Source organism: Micromonospora humi (genome assembly GCF_900090105.1).
GTDB classification, from domain to species: domain Bacteria; phylum Actinomycetota; class Actinomycetes; order Mycobacteriales; family Micromonosporaceae; genus Micromonospora; species Micromonospora humi.
In genome coordinates, this window is sequence record NZ_FMDM01000023.1 from 1 (window position 1) to 15,116 (window position 15,116).

The 15,116-nt window shown below is 72.2% G+C and carries 12 protein-coding genes and 1 pseudogene; 6 read left to right on the top strand and 7 right to left on the bottom strand.

From position 1 onward, the window contains the following. Positions 1-638, top strand: a pseudogene (locus tag GA0070213_RS29210) (hypothetical protein); the annotation flags it as partial. Positions 639-712: 74 nt separating this feature from the next. On the opposite strand, the gene pulA reads toward GA0070213_RS29210, so the two are convergent. Continuing rightward, the gene (gene pulA, locus GA0070213_RS29215; protein WP_091071756.1) at positions 713-6,211 is read right to left on the bottom strand and encodes a pullulanase-type alpha-1,6-glucosidase; all 5,499 of its coding nucleotides are present in this window, start codon (positions 6,209-6,211) and stop codon (positions 713-715) included. A gap of 141 nt (positions 6,212-6,352) precedes the next feature. Continuing rightward, positions 6,353-7,054 carry a cellulose binding domain-containing protein gene (locus tag GA0070213_RS29220; protein WP_091071758.1) on the bottom strand — a complete coding sequence of 234 codons (702 nt, stop codon included), beginning with the start codon at positions 7,052-7,054 and terminating at the stop codon, positions 6,353-6,355. A gap of 240 nt (positions 7,055-7,294) precedes the next feature. Here GA0070213_RS29220 and GA0070213_RS29225 point away from each other — a divergent pair, with 240 nt between their 5' ends. Next, positions 7,295-7,840, top strand: coding sequence for a GNAT family N-acetyltransferase (locus GA0070213_RS29225; RefSeq protein WP_245716607.1), 546 nt, complete (start codon positions 7,295-7,297; stop codon positions 7,838-7,840). 91 nt (positions 7,841-7,931) lie between these two features. Here the strand turns inward: GA0070213_RS29225 and GA0070213_RS29230 are convergent, their stop codons facing one another. Further along, complete coding sequence (locus GA0070213_RS29230; protein WP_091071763.1) at positions 7,932-8,585, bottom strand: GOLPH3/VPS74 family protein; 654 nt, start codon at positions 8,583-8,585, stop codon at positions 7,932-7,934. A gap of 197 nt (positions 8,586-8,782) precedes the next feature. Between GA0070213_RS29230 and GA0070213_RS29235 the strand changes: the two genes are divergently transcribed. Further along, positions 8,783-10,291, top strand: a complete 1,509-nt coding sequence (locus GA0070213_RS29235; RefSeq protein ID WP_091071765.1) for an APC family permease — start codon at positions 8,783-8,785, stop codon at positions 10,289-10,291. A gap of 71 nt (positions 10,292-10,362) precedes the next feature. Here the strand turns inward: GA0070213_RS29235 and GA0070213_RS29240 are convergent, their stop codons facing one another. Continuing rightward, positions 10,363-10,752 carry a hypothetical protein gene (locus GA0070213_RS29240; protein ID WP_091071768.1) on the bottom strand — a complete coding sequence of 130 codons (390 nt, stop codon included), beginning with the start codon at positions 10,750-10,752 and terminating at the stop codon, positions 10,363-10,365. A gap of 39 nt (positions 10,753-10,791) precedes the next feature. After that, the gene (locus GA0070213_RS29245) at positions 10,792-11,484 is read right to left on the bottom strand and encodes a hypothetical protein (RefSeq protein WP_091071770.1); all 693 of its coding nucleotides are present in this window, start codon (positions 11,482-11,484) and stop codon (positions 10,792-10,794) included. On the opposite strand from GA0070213_RS29245, the gene GA0070213_RS31275 reads away from it, so the two are divergent. The 3 genes from GA0070213_RS31275 to GA0070213_RS29260 all read left to right on the top strand — a co-directional run bounded on the left by GA0070213_RS31275 (position 11,483) and on the right by GA0070213_RS29260 (position 14,000). Then, entirely contained in the window at positions 11,483-11,671 is a 189-nt protein-coding gene (locus GA0070213_RS31275; protein ID WP_139128748.1) for a hypothetical protein, read from the top strand. The genes GA0070213_RS29245 and GA0070213_RS31275 overlap by 2 nt on opposite strands. A gap of 53 nt (positions 11,672-11,724) precedes the next feature. Next, entirely contained in the window at positions 11,725-12,726 is a 1,002-nt protein-coding gene (locus tag GA0070213_RS32385; protein WP_245716608.1) for a hypothetical protein, read from the top strand. Positions 12,727-13,343: 617 nt separating this feature from the next. After that, positions 13,344-14,000, top strand: coding sequence for a C39 family peptidase (locus GA0070213_RS29260; RefSeq protein ID WP_091071773.1), 657 nt, complete (start codon positions 13,344-13,346; stop codon positions 13,998-14,000). 49 nt (positions 14,001-14,049) lie between these two features. Here GA0070213_RS29260 and GA0070213_RS29265 read toward each other — a convergent pair whose 3' ends face one another. Continuing rightward, on the bottom strand, positions 14,050-14,703 hold the full coding sequence (locus GA0070213_RS29265) for a DedA family protein (protein WP_091071775.1): 654 nt from the start codon (positions 14,701-14,703) through the stop codon (positions 14,050-14,052). Between the two features lie 24 nt (positions 14,704-14,727). Beyond that, entirely contained in the window at positions 14,728-15,084 is a 357-nt protein-coding gene (locus GA0070213_RS29270; RefSeq protein WP_091071776.1) for a VOC family protein, read from the bottom strand. Positions 15,085-15,116: the final 32 nt, after the last annotated feature.

Here is a 15,116-nt window from a genome sequence, read left to right on the forward strand (position 1 = left end):
CGCTGTCGGACAACCGGGCCGGGAAGAACGGCGGCGGCCTGTTCAGCAGCGGCGGCTACGTCACCGTCTCCTTCACCCACATCACCGGCAACACCGCCTGCGAGAACGGCGGCGGCATCTACGCCGAGAACACCGACCTCGACCTCGACAAGGTCGTCGTCGCCGGCAACCACGCCGACGGCGACGGCGGCGGCGTCGTCACCACCGGCGGCAAGCACTGGGGCTACCCCAACACCAAGGACGACGCCAGCGCCACCATCTCCGACAGCGTCATCGTCGACAACACCGCCAACCGCTTCGGCGGCGGCATCTACAACGGCGAGTGGCTCGTCAAGATCGAAGACGGCTTCCTCACCCGCGACCACGACGAGGACGACAACGCCGCCCTCACCCTGCGCGACACCCTGATCAAGGGCAACACCGCCCTCAACGGCGGCGGCATCTTCAACAACAAGGCAAAGATCACCCTGACCAAGACCCACGTCACCAAGAACACCGCCACCGACGCCGCCAAACTCCACCGCGTCGCCGGCGGCGTCCTCAACAACGAGGGCCACGTCAAACTCGACGACGACTCCCTCATCAGCGACAACGACCCCACCAACTGCGCCAACACCGTCGAGGACTGCTTCAACTGACCTGACGGACCCGGGGTACGCACCGGCCCCCCTGCCAGCTGTGGCAGGGGGGCCGGTCGTCGTTCGTGGCGCGGTCAGCTCTGGACGAAGACCGCCACACTGCGCGCCGGGACGGTGAACGTGCCGCCCGCCCGGTCGAACGAGGCGGCCCGCACCGCCGGGTCGGCCGAGTTCCGCAGCACCGGGTGCAGCGCCACGTTCGCCCCGCGCAGGCCGGCGACCGTCTGCTTCGCCGTCTCCGGGGTGGCGTTGAAGACGACAGTCACCGACTTCCACTTCCCGTCCAGCCCGCGGGCGTCCAGGGTCATGGTGAGCACGCCCGGCGTCTCCTTCTCCCCGGACAGCGGGAACGCGACCCGCTTCTGCACCTGCTCGGCGGTGGGCAGCCCGAACACCGGCGAGGACCGCCGGATGCGCAGCAGCTCCGCGTAGCGGGCGTCGGTCAGGTCGATCGCCGTGCAGCCCGGAACCAGCTTCGGATCGGCCAGCAGCGGCTTCGCGTACGGCCACTTGTCCTTGTTGTCCTGCTCCGGCGGCAGGCCGGCGCCGAAGCCGTTGCCCTGGGCGCAGTCCCAGCGGATCTGGTTGAACCAGTCACCGGAGTTGAACGAGTTGCGGTCCAGCGACTTGGAGCGCAGCCGCTCCGAGCCGGCCGTCACGAACCCGGTGCCCTGCCCGAACGCGGTGGTCGCCAACGCGAGGACCTGCATCCGGGCCCGGTCCTGCGCCGAGGTGCCCTGCGGCAGCTTGTACGCCAGCGCGTCGTACAGGATCTCGTTGTCGTGCGCGTCGACGTAGGTGACCGCCTCGCCCGGCGCGGCGGTGTAGCCGGCCGGTGCGCCGTTGTAGTCGACCTGGCCGCCGGTGACCCGCTTGCCGGAGGTGTCGGTGAACCGGTAGTCGCGCAGGTTGCCGGTCAGCCCCACCTTGATCAGGTCGTGGGCGTGCAGCAGCCGGGCCTTCTGCTCGGCCGCCGAGCCGTTGACCTCGTCGCCGTTCGGGTCGGTGAACAGGCCGGAGGCGAAGCCCTGCACCCGCGGGTTGGCGTCGAACGGGCCGCCGCCACGCACCGCGTCGCGGAGCCGGTCGTTGAACGTGCCGATCCCGGTGCCGGCCATGTTGGCCTGGGTGGCCTGGACGAACCGGGCGTTGTCGGCGACCTCGCCGAAGTTCCAGCCCTCGCCGTACAGCATGATCTTCTTGCCGTCGACGCCGTCGCGGGCGGGCGTGAGCCTGTCCAGCGCGGCCCGCACGGCCAGGATGTTCGCCTTCGGGTGGTGGCCCATCAGGTCGAACCGGAAGCCGTCCACCTTGTACGCCTTGGCCCAGGTGACCAGCGAGTCCACCACGAGCTTGCCCATCATGGCGTGCTCCGGGGCGGTGTTGGCGCAGCAGGTCGAGTTGGCGACCGTGCCGTCCTCCAGCAGCCGGTGGTAGTAGCCGGGCACCACCTGGTCGAGCACCGACTTTCCGTCGGTGCCGGCGGCCGAGGTGTGGTTGTAGACCACGTCCATGACCACCCGCAGGCCGGCCTGGTTCACCCCGGCGACCATCTGCCGGAACTCGGTGGTGCGCTTCGCGCCGTTCGGGTCGACCGCGTAGCCGCCCTCCGGCACGGTGTAGTGCAGCGGGTCGTACCCCCAGTTGTAGCCGTCCTTCTCGGCCACCGCGGCGACGCACTTCTGCTGCTGGTCCGAGTCCGGCGGCAGCGCGGCCAGGTCGCAGGCCGGCTGGGCCTGGTCGGCCCGCTTCTCCGGAATGGTGGCGAAGTCGAACGCCGGCAGCAGGTGCAGGTAGTTGACCCCGGCGTCGCCGAGCGCCCGCAGGTGCTTCATCCCGGCGGTGTTCGGGTCGGTGAACGCGAGGTAGGTGCCCCGCCGCTCGGCCGGGACCGTGCTGTCGGCGATGGAGAAGTCGCGCACCGACAGCTCGGAGATCTGCGCCTTGGCCGCCGGCACGGGTGCCGGCTTGCGCAGCTTCGCCCAGCCGGCCGGCGCCAGGGCCGGGTCGGTCAGGTCGACGATCTGGCTGTGCGTGGAGTTCGGCGCGAGCGCCACCGAGTAGGGGTCGGTCACCGACGCGGTGACCACCTTCTGCGCCGCCGGCTGCCAGGCCTCGACCTGGTAGCGGTAGTAGCGCCCGGTCCACGCCTTCGTGCCGCGCACCGACCAGACGCCGGTGCGGTCGTTGCGGCTCATCGCCACCGTGCTCGGCTGCGCCGTGGGCGAGTCGAACAGCTGCAGCGACACCTTCCGCGCGGTCGGCGCCCACACGGCGAGGGTGGGCACCCGGCCGGCGAACGTCGGGCCGAGCTTCGCCGAGGTGGCGGCCGGGTAGACGTCGTCGAGCACGCCGGGGATCTGCACCCCGGTGGCACCGAGCAGCGCGCCCTCGGCGTCCCGCTCGGTCACCACGAGCTGCCCGCGCAGCGCCGCCGGCACCTTGGCCAGGTCGGCGCGGTCCAGCGAGAAGGCGTGATAGGCCCAGAGCTGGGGGTACGCCTGCCGTTGCGCCTCGGTCAGCCCGTTGCGCTGCGCCCGCAGCGGCAGCGTGGTGTACGTGCCGGTCAGCTCGCCGTCGGCGACGCCGATCCCGCCGGCCGGCGCGGCGACGAGCGCGTACTTCTTGCCGTCGGTCGGTCCGGTGGCCCAGGCGACGGTGGACCTGTCGATCCACTGCGCCTTCTGCTTGGCGAGGTCGACGTCCTTGGCGGTGCCGGTGGTGGCCGCCGGCAGCAGCCGACCCTTGACGCCGGCGAGCAGCCACACCTCGTGCCCGACGCCGGTCAGGTCGAGGCGCTGGTCGTCCGGCTGGTCCTTCTCATCCCCCTTGTGCAGGATGTAGCTCAGCCCGGTCGCGCCGGCGGCCAGGGGCACCCGGAACACCGCGCCGTAGGCGTCGATCTTCTCCGGCTTGAGCGGGGCGGCCCAGTCGGTCGGGTTGGCCGCGCCGTCCCACAGGTGCAGGCCCCAGCCGTCGTAGTTGCCGTCGGCCTTGCGCCAGTGGATGACCGCGGTGCCCTGGTCGACCGCCGGGTCGGGCTCGCCGGTGGCGGCCTGCCGGGTCGGGTAGAGCGTCGGGTCGCCCTGCTTCACCCAGACCTCGCCGGTCTGCGTGACGTCGATGGTGCGGTCGTTCGCCACGTCCTTGTTGCCGTCTTTGTCGACCACCAGGAACCCGACCGACTTCGCGCCGGGCTTGAGCTTCACCCAGGCGAAGCGACCGAACGAGTCCTCACCGGCGAACGGCTGCCCCTTGGGCCACTCGGTGACGTACGCCGGGTCGATGTCGCCCCAGGCGTAGAGCCCCCAGTCGTCGTACCCGCCGGCCGGGCGTTGGTAGTGCACGACCGCCCAGTCCCGCGACGCGCCCTGCGCCGGGGTGCCGACCGTGCCGGTGGTGCGGGCGGTGGCGGTCCGCCCCTTGCCGTCGCGGACCACCGCCTTGTACTCGACAGTCGTGCCACCGGCCAGGCCGGTCAGGTCGTGGTGGACCGTGTACGGCGCGCGGTCGGCGCTGCCCAGCAGCGTCCACTTCCCGCCGGGCACCTTCGCGGCGAACGTGACGGTGGCGAGCGGGTCGCCGGTGACCTGGGCGGTGATCGCGGTGGTGGTGGCGACCGGGGCGGCGCCCGGCTCGGTGAGCGTGACGGTCGGGGCGGCACCGGGCTGCGGGATCGCCCGGTCGGCCTTGAGCACCACCGCCGACATGGCCGGCACGGTGACGCTCAGCTTGCCGTCGGCGCCGGCCGTCGCGGTCGCCGAGCCGCCGTAGATGCCGGTGAAACGGGTGCCGGCCGACCAGGTGTCCACGGTGACAGTCTGCGGGGTGGCGGCGTTGTTCACCGCCGCGACGTGTTCCACCCGCTCGGTCTTCAGGATCCGGGAGAACGCGAACACGCCGGGCCCGTCCGCCGCGTACCGGGTGACCTGGACGCCGTCACGCAGCGCGGGGTGCGCCGCCCGGAGCTTGCCCAGCTCGGCGATGGTCCGGTAGAGCGGGTGCCGGGTGTCGTACTGGTCGGTGGCGTGGGTGCGGGTGGTGCCGATCAGGTCGTCGTCGAGGTAGTCGGCGGTGCGCGAGGCGAACATGTCCTGGCGGGCGTCCTTGTCCCCGCCCGGCCCGGTGAACCCCTGCTCGTCGCCGGAGTAGACCACCGGCTGGCCGCGGGTGAGGAACATCAGCTGGTGGGCGAGCTGGTCGCGGCGCAGCTGGGCGGCGTCGTCGCCGCCGGCCGCGGCGATGAACGAGCCGATCCGGCCCATGTCGTGGTTGCCGAGGAACGTGGTGAGCCGGTTCGCGTCGGTGTCCCGGGCGGAGTACAGGTCGTCCTTGGCGTACACGTCGGCGAGCGCCTTGGCCGAGCCGTCGGCGGCGGTGTAGCCGCGCGCCGCCTCCTGGAACGAGAAGTCGAGCGTGGCGGGCAGGCCGCCCTGTCGCACGTACGTCGACTCGATGGCCTGGTCGGCGCTGTAGACCTCGCCGAACATGAAGAAGTCCTTCTTGCCGGCCTTGGCCGCGTAGGCGTCGATGCCCCGGGTGAACTGCGGCCAGAAGTCGAGGTTGGCGTGCTTGACCGTGTCGAGGCGGAAGCCGTCGACGCCGGCCTTGCCGATCCACTGGCCGTAGATGTCGGTCATGCCCCGGACCACCTCGGGACGCTCGGTCCACAGATCGTCGAGGCCGTAGAAGTCCCCGTACTCGCTGTTCTCCCCGGCGAACGTGGAGTCACCGCGGTTGTGGTACATGGTCGGGTCGTTGAGCCACGCCGGGACCTTGGCCTTCGCGTCGGCCGGGCTGGCGAACGTCGGGGTGTACGGGAACGACGTCGCGTTCACCGCGGGGAACTTCCGGGTGCCGTCGGCGTAGTTGCGGTCCTCGAACGCCCGGCCCTGCGCGTCCTTGTACGGCGCGGTCTTCTTGTCCACGTAGCCGTACTTGTCCTCCGCGTAGCGGATGATGTCGGCGGTGTGGTTGACGATGATGTCCAGATAGACCTTGATCCCGCGCCGGTGCGCGAGGTCGACCAGCTTCTTCAGCTCGGCGTTGGTGCCGAAGTGCGGGTCGACCTGGGTGAAGTCGGTGATCCAGTAGCCGTGGTAACCGGCCGAGACGTCCGCCCCGGTGCCCTGCACGGGCCGGTTCTTGAAGATCGGGGCCAGCCAGATGGCGGTGGTGCCCATCCCCTGGATGTAGTCCATCTTGTCGATGACGCCCTTGAGGTCGCCGCCGTGGTAGAAGCCCTTGTCCTTGGGGTCGAGGCCGGTGGTGAGCCGGTCCCCGGTCAGCCCGCCGGTGTCGTTGCGCTTGTCGCCGTTGGCGAAGCGGTCCGGCAGCACGAAGTAGAACTGCTCCGCCTTCGCGGTGTTGGTCCCGGCCTTGAGCAGCGCCTCGGCGGACGGCTCCCGGTTCCACTGGGGGGCGTTGCCGGCGGCCAGGACGTCGGGGGTGACGGCGCGCTGGGCGCCTTCGGCGCCGAGTTGGTGGAGGGCCACCGGCACGCCGACGAGGGTGAGTACGAGGGAGGAGACCAGGGCGAGCAACGCCTTGGGGGATATCGGCGTCGGTTTCATCGACGGCCTTTCTCTGGTCGCTGATTCGCCCGCACGCTAGCTCTTGCCGAAACATTCTGCAATACCTTGCAAACGAAGTCGCAACACGGCAGTCATCTTGCAAAACGCGATGTCGTCGCCCTCGTCGTCGGGCGCGGTTACTCAGAGACCGGCGCAGGTCGCGCCGTCGACCGTGCAGGTGTCCGGCCGGGTGGTGCCGGTCCGCTCGAAGTGGAAGCGCACCGGCACCGACGCGCCGGCGGCCAGGTCGACTCCGCTGCGGTAGGTGAAGACCCGGCCGTCGAAGCCGAACGGGCCCTGCTCGGCGCCCTCCACCCAGGCGGTGACCAGTCGGCCCCGCGGGAACGTCAGTCGCACCGTCCAGCCCTGCGCCGACCGGCCGGTATTGACCAGCAGCACCTCGCCGATGAAGCCGCCGTCGAAGGTGTCGACCACCCCGTACCGCCCGGCCACCGCGGACGGCGGGGCCGGCGGCGGAGGCGGTGGCGGCGCGGGCGGAGCGGGTCGGACGTCGCCGCGTGGGCTGCCGGTCGGCGCGGCCGGCGTCGGCCGGGCGGGCAGCACGGTCGACCGGGGCGACAGCCCGGGCGCCACCGGGCGCGCCGCCGTGCCCGACGCCCCACCGGGCGCGGCGGGCGTGCTCGCCGGCGTGACCGGGAGGCCCGGCAACGACATGGCCGGATCCGTCGGCCCCTGCGCCGGGAACGTCCGCCGCCCCCGCACCGCACCGAGCGCCACCACCAGCAGTACCACCATCACGACCACCCCGGCGGCGACCAGGATCCAGGGGGACGAGGTGATGGCGGACCCGGGGGACGGGGCGGCACGACGCGTGCGGAACATGTTCCTCCTGTCGGCGGGCACGGATCGCCCGGCTGCCCTCCCCCGTTGGCGGACTGCGCCAGCCTAGCCAGCAACACCGCGTGCGGCGAGCGGTCCGTGCGGACCTGACCGGCGGCTCAGTGACCTGATACGTTGCACGCCGATCGATGACCACAATGGCTCGTGCAGCGGCAGGACGGTTGGCCAATGGCTCAGTGGCAGGGCAACATCCGGCGTGCGTCCACAGCGGACCACGCCGTCGTGACCGGAATTCTCGCCGAGGCGTTCATGCGGGACCCGGTGAGCGGCTGGATCTTCCCGGAGGACGACCATCGGGCGCAGGTCCACCCCGCGTTCTTCGGGCCGTTCGTCGCGTTGGCGCTGCGGACCGGCGAGGTCCACGTGGCCGGCGACGGGCTGGGCGCCACGCTCTGGCTCCCGGTCGGCGGTGACCACGACTCCGACGACGGCGAGGAGCTCGCCGAACTGGAGGCCGCGATCGGCCCGGAGGCGATGAAGCGGTTCGCCGTGCTCGACGAGATGATGGCCGCGAACCACCCCGGCGAGCCGCACTGGTACCTGCCGTTCATCGGGGTGCACCCCGACCACCACGGCAGCGGCGTCGGCTCGGCGCTGCTGCGCGACAAGCTGACCGAGTTGGATCAGTCAGGCACGGCCGGCTACCTGGAGGCCAGTACGCCCCGCAACGCGGCGCTCTACGAGCGGCTCGGCTTCCGACGCCGCCCGGTCACGCTGGACCTGCCGGGTGGGCCCAGCCTCTACCCGATGTGGCGCGACCCCGCCTGAGAGGGCGTTTCGTCCCGCCCCGGGTCCGCCGGGGCGGGACGCGGCCCGGCGGGCGTGCCGCGGCCGCCCGCGGCGGGCGCGTGGCGGGGCGTCAGCGGCGGACCGTGGTGGTGCTGACGTCGAGCGCGCCCACCACCGCGGCGAGCAACCCGTCGAGCTGCGCCGGAAGGAAGCGGCGGCAGTCCCGCATCCGGCCGCCGACCTGCGGGTCGAAGATGTGCGCGGCCAGCCCGACCGCCTCGCCGAGGCTCGCCAGCAGCAGCGTCCCCGGGTCCAGCTCGGCCGGGGACGAGTGCATCAGCATCGCGGTCAGCCGGACCCGCGGCGAGGCCGCCTGGTTCGGGTCGATCGCCGGCCAGCGCACCTGGCGGCCGATCAGCTTGCCCTGCTCCCGGCGGAGCACGCCGGCGGTGACCAGCCGGGTGCCGACCCGCTCGTTGATGTTCAACTGGGTCCGCAGGTAACGGATCCACAGCCGGGCGGGATGCGCGCCCTCGCGACGCAGGATCTCGGTGATCAGCAGGTCGGTCAGCGGCTCCTGCCAGAGCCGCGGGTCGACCGCGGCGATGCCGCCACCGTCGAGGGCGATCCGGCCCTCGAACATCAGCTCGGCGAGCGCGGCGCCGGCCAGCCCGCACTCCAGCCGGTCGACCGCGACATGCGGCTTACCGGTGAACTCGTCATGTCCGATGAGGAACAGCGCATCGGCGAGCCGGTACGTGGCTTGTGCCCCGGGGTAGGTCATGGTCCATCCTCGAACGGTGGCCGTGATCGTCGACACGGGACGGTACGGCATGACCACGCACAGCTCAATTCCGGTCGATCATGCGCGCCCTAATCGATATCGAAGTGGGCTTGTGACGATCCGTGATCACCAATACCCTGCTTCAGGCTGTTCCGAAGTAGACAACCCCCAACCCCTTCCCCTCCCCTGGAGAACCCTTGTCCTCCGATCCGTTCTTCTCCGACGGTGGGCTGCGCCGCGGCCGTCTCGGCACCGCCCACCTCGTCTTCTTCACCGTCGCCGCGTCGGCCCCGCTGACCGTTCTCGGCGGCGGCGTCACCACCATGTACGCCGTCAGCGGCAACATGGGCGCCGCACTGGGCTACGTGCTGCTCGCGGCCGTGCTCGCCGTCTTCGCCACCGGCTACGCCGCGATGAGCCGGTACGTCGCGAACGCGGGCGCGTTCTACGCGTACATCGCCAACGGCCTCGGCCGGGCCGGCGGGGTGGCCGGCTCGGCGGTCGCGCTGGCCGCGTACAACGCGATCCAGATCGGCCTCTACGGGCTGTTCGGCGCGATCATGAAGGACTTCATGACGGCGAAGGCCGGGCTCACCCTCGACTGGTGGGTGTGGGCGCTGCTGGCCTGGGTCTTCATCGCCGTGCTCGGCGTGCTGCGCATCGACCTGAACGCCAGCGTGCTCGCGGTGCTGCTCGTCCTCGAGTGCGTGGCGGTGCTGATCTTCGACCTGGTCGCGTTCGCCCACCCGGCCGGCGGCAGCGTCACCACCGGCGGCATCAGCCCCGGTCACCTGTTCGGGGCCGGGTTCGGCGCCGTGCTCGCGTTCACCATCGCCTCGTTCACCGGCTTCGAGAGCGGCGCGATCTACAGCGAGGAGGTCAAGGACCCGCGGCGCACCGTGGCCCGGGCCACCTACATCGCGGTCGCGTTCACCGGCCTGTTCTACGCCTTCTCCGCCTGGGCGCTCACCGTGCTGACCGGGCCGGAGAACGCGCAGCAGGCCAGCATCGACGCCGGTCCGGGCGTGATCTTCGGCGCGCTCGAGCAGTACTCCGGCGTGGTCGTCGCGGACATCGCGAACGTCCTGTTCATCACCAGCGTGCTGGCCGCCCTGCTGTCGTTCCACAACGGCGTGGCCCGCTACCTGTTCGCGCTCGGCCGGGAGAACGTGCTGCCCCGCTTCCTCGGTTCGACGTCCAGCCGTAGCGGCGCCCCGATCGCCGGCTCGCTGATCCAGAGCGTCCTGGCCGTGGTGGTCTTCCTGGCGTTCGCGATGACCGGCCGCGACCCGGTCATCGACCTGTTCACCTGGCTGTCCGGCTCGGCCGCGGTCGGCGTGGTGCTGCTCATGACGCTCACCTCGGCGGCCGTCGTCGGCTTCTTCCGGGGCCGCGGCGGCCCGGAGTCGGCCTGGCAGCGGGCCATCGCCCCGGCGCTCGGCACCGTGCTGCTCACCGCGGTGCTGCTGGTGCTGCTGTTCAACTTCGACGCGCTGCTCGCGCCGGACACCGCGGGCTACCTGAAGTGGCTGCTCCCGGCGATCCCGGTGGTGGCCGGCGTGCTGGGCCTGATCTGGGGCGGGGTGCTGCGGAGCAGCCGGCCGGACACCTACCGCCGGATCGGCCAGCTCGACGAGGAGGGTCTGCACGAGCCCGGCCTGCACTCGGCCCCCGAGGCCGACCGCTGGGCCGCCAGCCACCGCTGAGCAGGTGAGGCGGGGCCCCTTCTCAACCTTTTCGGTAGAGGAGGGGCCCCGCTCGACACCCGGGCAGCGGGTCAGGCGGTGCGGATGACGGTGCAGATGGCCGGGCCCTCGTCGGTGGTCCGCAGCAGATAGCGGTAACGCTCGCCGGGCACGGCGTGGCCCCGGCTGTCCAGGAACTCCCACCGCACCGCGACCTCGGTGAGCAGCGCCGAGACCTGCTGCACGTCCTCGATCTGCGCGTTCGCGGCGATCAGCTCCCGCTCCTGGTAATCCGGTGCGGCGCCGACGAAGCTCAGCGCCACCGCCGCCGGCGAGGTGAACGAGAAGCTGTAGGTGTCGGCGACCACCAGGCCCGGCAGGGCGTAGCAGGCCGCGATGGCCGCCACGTCGGCGCTGGTCAGCGCCACGCCGTAGCGGTCGAAGAAGTCGGAGAGCGTGTCGAGGTCGGTGGAAGCCGTCACGGGGCATCCTTTACCGGCCCACCACCTCGGCAAACCTGGTCAGCGGGGCGGGATGCGGACCTCGATCTCCGCGCCGAGCTGGGCGCCGCCGGTCAGCGCCAGGTCGTCGCCGCTCCAGAATCGCCCGGGGTCGTACCAGTTGGGTCGCCGGCCGGCCGGCAGCAGCCCCATCGCCTCGTAGGTCACCGCCACCACCTCGGCGCAGTACGCCGTCTCCAGCGCCCGGTCGCTCATCTGGCTCCCGCCGTCCCGGCCACGGCCGGCGTCCGGGGTGGGCCCGGCGTCCGAGATGGACCGGCGCCGACGCGGGTGCGGCACCCGGCCGCGCGCCCAGCGCCAGGCGAGCTGCGCGGTGGACGGGAACGGCGTGCCGTCCAGACGCGCCACGGTACGCAGCACCGCCTCCTCCATGGCGGCGTCGGCGGACGGCTCGAGCTGGCGCAGCCAACCACGCTGGCCGTACCGGTTGGCCCACACGCAGACCGCGTCGCGCAGGTCGTGCAACTGCACGCCACGCTGGCGGGTGCCGGTCCACATGTCCGTCAGCGAGCGACCCAGCTCGGCGTGCCACATCAGCGGCGGCATGTCGTCCAGCACCACCGCCATGCCCACGTGGTTGACCGGACTGTTGGTGGTGAACTGGATGGCGCGGTCGGGCACGCTGCGCCCGCGGAACACCCACAGGTCGCCGGTGCGGGTCAGCTCCACGGCCTCGTCCAGGCTGATGCTCATGGAGGACTACCCTAAGCCGATGCGGCAACGGATGCGGTGGTGGAAACTGCTCGGTCTGGCCGGTCTCGCCGGTGTGGCGGCGACGGGCGTGGTCGTGGCGCGGGCGGAACGGCAGCGCCGGGCGTACACCCCGGAGGAGATCCGGGACCGACTGCGGGAGCGGCACGCCAAGGCATCGTCCTCCTGATCGGCGACTTTCCGGGGCGGCGCACTGCGGCGAGCTGCCCTATCATCGTCCCGATGGGAAACAGTTTCTGGGAGACACAGTTTGTTCTCGATCCCCCGCCGGTGCCGGTGGAGCGGCACGGCGACGTCGACCTGCACCTGCCGCCCGGCGACGGCCAGCACCCGGCGGTCGTGGTGGTGCACGGCGTACCCGGGCCGCCGGAGGCACCCGACGCGCGGGACTGGCCGCTCTACCGCGGCTACGGCGCCCTGCTCGCCGAACGCGGCGTGGTGGCCGCGATCCCCCGACTCACCGTGACGCACCCCGACGACCTGACCACTGTCGCGGACCGCATCGCCGGCACGGCCGACCTGCTCCGCGCCGACCCGCGCGTCGACAGAGACCGACTGGCGCTCTGGTTCTTCTCCGGCGCCGGCCTGCTGCTCGGCGACTGGCTGCGCGACCCACCCCGCTGGCTGCGCGGGCTCGCCGCGACCTATCCACTGCTGGCGCCCCTGCCCGAGTGGCCACCTGTCGATCCGCGCTTCCACCCGATCGACGCCCTCGGCCCCACCGAAGCGCGAGCCACCAGTCCCCACCCGCTCGACTCCGCCAGCTCCCACCCGCTCGACTCCACGAGCCCTCACCCACTCGATTCCGCCAGCTCCCACCCGCTCGGCTCCACGGGTGACCAGCCCGGAGCCGGCCCCGACCCGATCGCTCGGGTCGACGCCGGACCCGGCGGCAGCGCGGCACCGCGGCCGGTCGACCCGAACCAGCCCCCGGCGGGCCATGGCGGCGGCGGTGTTGGCGAGCAGGGCATCACCCGAGGTGTGCCGGCCGGCGCGGCCCGGTCGGTGCCGCTCGTGCTGACCAGGGTCGGGCGGGACCGGCCCGCTGTCGCGTCCTCCATCGACACGTTCCTGGCCGCCGCCGCCCGGCACGGCACGCCCGTCCGGGTCGTCGACGTGCCGCACGGGCAGCACGGGTTCGACGCCCTGGACCACACGGATGAGTCGCGCGCCGCCGTGCGTACCGCCCGCGACGCGCTGCTCGACCTGCTCACCCACCCCTGATCCGACTCCGGTCCGCCAAGGGTGGCGGCAGGCGCCCCCTCCGGAAACAGCCGCGCCTGCCGCGACCCGTGGGCTCGACCGCTGCCACGGATGCCCGCACAGCCGTTGAGACACCCATGGCGTTCCCGTGACGCTCACCCCAGCAGGTGGGTGGAACGCCATGGGTGTCTGCGCGACCCCGAGACACCCATGGCCGTTCCAGTGACGCTCACTCCGGCGGGTGGGTGGAACAACATGGGTGTCTGACGGGTCGGCGGGCACCTGGCGGCATGTTCGCGGGCGGGTGGGCGGCTGCGGGCTGAGTGTCGTTTTTGTGGGGGTTTGGGGTGGTGGGGGTCACCGGCTCGGCGGAATCGTGGCCGGGAGCCGGGCGTTATAGCTGGCAGACCGCGCCCACCCCGGCTTCGCCGCCCGGCCACCCCGGCCGGAGCCGACCGGGAATGACCCCGGGCCGCCGGTCGTTACATCCCCGAGCCGCCGAGCAGGCCACCCCCGGCCGCACCGCGCAGGCTCCTGGCACCCCGAGCAGGCCACCCGCCGCCGGGCCCACCCCCAGACTTCCCCCGCACGCGGCACCCCCTTCGCCGCGTGTCCCCCAGCCCAGGGAGGCAACCATCATGGCTACCACTCTGCTGCGTAAGACCGTGCTGACCGCTGCCGGTATCGCCGCCACCGCCGGTGGCATCGCCGGCCCCGCCATCGCCGCCCAGGCCACCCCGGCCGAGCGCGCCGCCCAAGTCGTCGTGGACCGCAAGGGCCACGGCGAGCGGGAGCTCGACGTGCGCTACGAGGCGCAGCCCAACTTCTACTACTGCGGCCCCGCCGCGGCCCGCAACGCCCTGTCCGTACAGGGCAAGAACATCGACGTGGACACCATGGCCAAGGAGATGGGCACCACTGAGGACGGCACCAACAGCATCAACGACATCACCCCGGTGCTGAACAAGGAGACCGGCGCCAAGGACGCCTACCGCTCGGTCGAGATCCGCAGCCCGAAGGCCGACGACAAGCAGACCGACACGCTGCGCGCCGACATCGTCAAGACCGTCGACAACGGCCGCGCGGTCGTGGCCAACATCGCCGGCACCACCACCGACACCGACGGCACCACCCACTCCTTCGAAGGCGGCCACTACATCAGCGTCATCGGCTACCGCGACGACGGCCACACCGTCACCATCGCCGACAGCGCCAACCCGAACACCGCCTCCTACCGCATCACCGTCGACAACCTCGCCGACTGGATCGCCACCCGCGGCTACAGCACCAGCTGACACCCACACCCGAGAAGGGCCCGACCCCACCACCGGGGTCGGGCCCTTGTCAGCGTTCCGTCGCGCCGACCGGCTCGGCCCGGTCGGGCGCCTCGACCGGGGCCAGCCGCTTCGCGCGGCGGCGCAGCCACCAGGTGCTGACCAGGCCGGCGAGCACGGCGAGCACCAGCCCGGCCCAGGAGATGTCCTTGAGCCAGTGCTCGGCGGCGCGCCCGAGGTAGAACAGCAGGTAGGTGGTGCCGAACGCCCAGACCAGACCGCCGGCCGCGTTCGCCACCAGGAACCGGCGGTACGGCACGTGCAGCGCCCCGGCCAGCGGGCCGGCGAGGATGCGCAGCAGCGCGACGAACCGCCCGAAGAAGACCGCCCACACGCCGTGGCGGGCGAAGCTCTGCTCGGCGCGGGCCAGATGCGCCGGGCCGAGGTGCTTGGGGAAGCGCCGGCCCAGCCGTTCCAGCAACGGCCGGCCACCACGGCGACCCACCGCGTACCCGATGGAGTCGCCGACGATCGCGCCGGTCGCGGCGGCGGCGGCCACCCACTCGGGCTGGACCACCCCGGTGGCGGCGAGCAGGGCGGAGCTGACCAGCACGATCTCGCCGGGCAGCGGGACGCCCATGCTCTCGACGCCGATCACCCCGGCGACGATCAGGTAGATCACGCCCGGGGGTAGCGCGGAGAGCCAGTGCTGCACGTCGACCACGCCCCGACATTACCCGCGCCAGCCTCAACGCGCGGGCGCCAGGAACTCCAGCCGGTTGCCGTGCGGGTCGTACGTGTGGAACCGCCGCATGCCGGGAATCTCGTCGTCGCCCCAGGTCACCGCGTGTCCGGCGGCGTCGAGGCGGGCGGCGAGGTCGTCCAGGTCGGTGCGGACCAGCGCCGGGTGGGCCTTGCGGGCCGGGCGGAAGTCGTCCTCGACGCCGAGGTGCAGCTCGGCGTCGTACCCGGTGAACCAGCAACCACCGCGGGCGGCGAGGGCCGGGGGTTTGGGCTTCTCGGTGAGGCCGAGCAGGCCGACGTAGAAGGAGCGGGAGAGGTCCTCGGAGCCGCGCGGACAGGCCAGCAGGACGTGGTGGATCATGGTGGCACCTCCTCGTCCCGCAGCGTGGCACG